The organism is Candidatus Neomarinimicrobiota bacterium (assembly GCA_034716895.1).
In the GTDB taxonomy this organism is placed as follows: Bacteria; Fidelibacterota; UBA8477; order UBA8477; family JABMPR01; genus JABMPR01.
On the sequence record JAYEKW010000071.1, the window covers coordinates 1 to 3,864 of the forward strand.

The 3,864-nt window shown below is 45.8% G+C and carries 4 protein-coding genes; all 4 read left to right on the plus strand.

The annotated features are described in order from the left end of the window. On the plus strand, window positions 1-520 hold a 520-nt coding region (locus U9Q77_04865; protein ID MEA3286687.1), incomplete at its 5' end, for a CdaR family protein. Then, window positions 521-1,534 (plus strand): tRNA (adenosine(37)-N6)-threonylcarbamoyltransferase complex transferase subunit TsaD, encoded by a 1,014-nt coding sequence (gene tsaD / locus U9Q77_04870; protein ID MEA3286688.1) that lies wholly within the window; start codon window positions 521-523, stop codon window positions 1,532-1,534. It abuts the gene before it with no gap. Further along, window positions 1,535-3,631, plus strand: coding sequence for a hypothetical protein (locus U9Q77_04875; protein MEA3286689.1), 2,097 nt, complete (start codon window positions 1,535-1,537; stop codon window positions 3,629-3,631). Between the two features lie 78 nt (window positions 3,632-3,709). After that, window positions 3,710-3,864, plus strand: a 155-nt coding sequence (locus tag U9Q77_04880) for a hypothetical protein (protein MEA3286690.1), incomplete at its 3' end; no start/stop codon positions are given.

Genomic DNA, 3,864 nt, shown 5'->3' on the forward strand with positions numbered 1-3,864 from the left:
GCAGGCCAATATTGCGCCTGCTTTGGGCTATATGCTGGTAGGGGATATTACAGTTGACCCAACCAAAGTCATGGTGCATGGACCGGGTTCATTATTAAAAGAGATGACCAGCATCACCGTTCCGCTGGTCGTATTACAGGATGTTGATGCTGATGTTTCACTATCTTTACCACTCTCACTTGAGCCAAAACAGTTATTTGGTCTGGACATAGAAATGGTCACGGTAAGTGCTGATGTGCAAAGCATTGGATCTGTTGAATTTCATGATATTTCAATTCGACTTGAAAATGTACCCAGTGGAGTTGAAGTGTCTGTGATCCCACACGTAATTGGGATGGAGGTCGAAGGTGGGTTGGATCGACTGCTGGAACTCAAGCCTGAAGATTTTACGGTCAGCTTTGACTACCAGGCGCATTGGAATCCAGACGAACAATTGTATGCGCCTGAAGCCGTACTTCCCATGGGTGTCCAACGAGTGAGTCGCTTTATCCCGGAAAAAATTGAGATCGTACAGAAATAAATGAATCAAGCCATTATCCTGGGGATTGAAACCTCCTGTGATGAAACAGCTGCTGCTCTCTTTCGCGGTTATGAGCTGATTCACCATATTACAGCAACACAGCTTGTGCATACCAGCTACGGTGGAGTGGTACCGGAATATGCTTCGCGTGAGCATAATAAATTACTCGGTCCGGTTGTCAAGGGAGTCCTGGAACAGGCCGAAATCGAACTATCGTCCATCGACGGGATCGCAGTTACTCAGGGACCCGGATTGGCCGGTTCGCTACTGGTTGGACTGAGTTATGCCAAGGGGCTTGCGTTGGGCCTGGATGTACCGCTTTATGGTATCAATCATATTGAAGGTCACATTTTCGCAAATTTTATTGGCCAAAAAGAATTACCAACCCCGTTTCTGTGTCTGTTAGTCTCAGGTGGTCATACCCAATTGATCTCTGTTAAGGATCCTCAATCGTATAAATTGATCGGACAGACCAGAGATGATGCCGCTGGCGAGGCGTTTGATAAAGTTGCTCGTCTTCTGGGAATTGGATATCCTGGTGGACCACTAATCGACAAGATCAGCCGAGAGGGAGACCATCATTTTCATAAGTTCCCGCGTAGCTCCTTTCCACAAAGTTATGACTTTTCATTTTCCGGTTTGAAAACCAACGTTCTCCAATACATCCAGAAGCATGAATCAAGCTTTATCAAGATGCATTTAGCCGATATTGCCGCCAGCTTTCAGGAAGCTGTGGTGGATGTTTTATCAAACAGGGCTGTTGAAGCAACCCGGGATCTTCACCTCAAGAGAATCGTGTTGGCCGGGGGAGTGGCGGCAAATTCAAGATTGCGTGAACGTATGACCGAGTTATGCCAGAACCATGATCTTGAATTGTTTCAACCTGACCTACGCTATTGTACAGATAATGCGGCGATGATCGCCTATATGGGATACTGGAAAATGAAAACCGGTAAACCCAATCACCTGGATATTCCTGCGATTCCAAATCTAAAACTAAGCTTCGGCCAATAAATGATTCTGCCATTCGGCTTTTCACTTGAGACAGAGTTTCATGGGGGTCTCCTGCCATTCATTGGTTTGGCACTGGTGATGATCCTGTTTGTATTCATGACAAACAGGCGACGTACCGGGGCGAAAGGGCTGGGTAAACATCAACTAGGCCTAATCCTGTTCCTGAGGATATCAGTGGTGATACTGCTGCTGCTTTTGGTGTTTGATCCTGAGGTCTCCCTGAATCGGGTCAGAACCCTCCCTAAAAGGATTGCAGTTATCCTGGATCAGTCGCAGAGTATGAGCAAGGCCTGGAAAGGTAGTACTCTCGCTCTGGAAGAATCTATAGTGGAAGTCTTTGATGATCTAAACCAGATCTATGAAGTCGAATTATGGAGTCTGGATGGTGAACCGCTTGAGCCGGGAGATTTTAACTTTGAAGCTGAATCAAGTGTGTTTTCCTGGTCGCCCGACTTGGGGACAGGCAATAAAAAGCAAGACATATACGCCGCTGTATTTATCATTTCTGATGGTCAGTTAAATGGAGGACGATCTCCAATTGACATGACCTGGACCAAAAATATTCCGCTTTATCCAATCCTGCCTTTGAAAATGCAATCCAATACCCAGTTAAAACTACTCGATCTGAACTATGAAATTGATGATAATTCTGAATCTTCCGTTCAGGTCAAGCTGAAGATCCAGGAAAATGGCCTGGAGGGTAAGGTGGTCACTGTCATCATTCAAGATCAATACGATGAAGTCGTTGGCGAAAAAAGTTTCCGGCTTAGTAATATCTTTACGGATATATCAATTCCAGTTCGTTTAGCCGGAACCGGTTCACGTGACCTCACCGTGACCTTGAAGCAGAAAGATGGAAATCTGCGAACCAAAAAGTTGTTAACAGTCGAGTTGAGCAGATCATATAAAACGGTTTTACTTCTGAGCGAACGTGTTAATGCGCTTCATAAATTCTTATTATTACATCTGCCGGATAGTTCGTTTCAAGTACACACTTCAATTGGGACAACAATAGGTCAGGGAGCAGCCGGGAATGGGGTTACTTTCCCAGACGATTTTGATCTCATCATTCTGAACCAGCCAGGGGATCAGATATACAACAACAAGTTGATAGACGTTATCGCTTCTGAATTAAAAGATTCCTGCCCTCTGATCATCTTTCATGATAACTCAGCTCCGTTGGATGCGCAGTGGTTAAAATTGATGGGACTTCAACAACACCAGAATTCCATAATACCCAGTGCTGGAACCCCTTTCTGGAGCGAATCAGCAAAAGGACACCCGCTCTATCTGGGGCTTTTGGGACTTGGCTTTTCACCGGTTGACATGATCAAGTATCCGCCAATAACTCGCGGAAAGTTGGACCTGCAATCTCCCGGTTCTGATCTTCTGGTGATCGGGCGGGCAGAACAACAAAGCTCTGCGTTCAACCTCAGTGACAATCCCCCGATGGCTATCTTCAGTGGGTCTGGTTACTGGAAATGGTTCTTCCATCCGCAAACCAGGCCATCTTTCGAAATGATGTGGGAGTATCTGCTGCTTTATCTTGAGGATATAGCTCATTTCAAACCGCTGGTACTGGATGTACCGGTAAAAACAGCCAATACAGGTGACTATGTCGAGATCGGTGTGTCTGTGAGTGATATTGATGGTCGAGCGATCCAGAATGCTGAAGTGCGCGTCTGGCAGCAAGACGGACAGGGTGATCTGGAAGAGCTGGATCTAACACAGGATCCTGCCGGAGAGTACCGTACTGGTCTCATGGCAAAATATCCTGGTGAAACCATGGTCATTGCTGAAGCCTATCGATTTGGGGAACTCTGGGGCCGTGATACGAGTACCATCCAACTGGCGGCCTTTAATGTGGAAGATCAAAGTGAAGGTGTTGATGAAGTCTTTCTTGAACGACTGGCAAGGCGAAGTGGGGGCAGGGTGATCCATTTGGAACAGGATAAACTGCCGGCAATTCCAGTGAGTTATTACCCTCAGCATTCCGCAAATACCTTAAAGGGTGTAAGATCACCAGGATTGTTTGTGATGCTGGTCACCTTGCTTGTAGTGGAGTGGATCCTGCGCCGTCGGAACGGTCTGTTATAGATGAATTTAACTTTGGGTCGATTGGCTTGTCGTCTATATTCCTGCGCTTTTTTGGAATTGTAATATTTTGAGGATTTCATGAGAAATATTTGTGTTATTGGTACAGGTTATGTTGGTTTGGTTAGCGGCGCTGGTCTGGCTGATTTTGGGAATGAGGTAATTTGTACCGATATTGATCAGACTAAGATCGAGTTGTTGAATCAGGGTGAGATTCCTATTTACGAACCCGGATT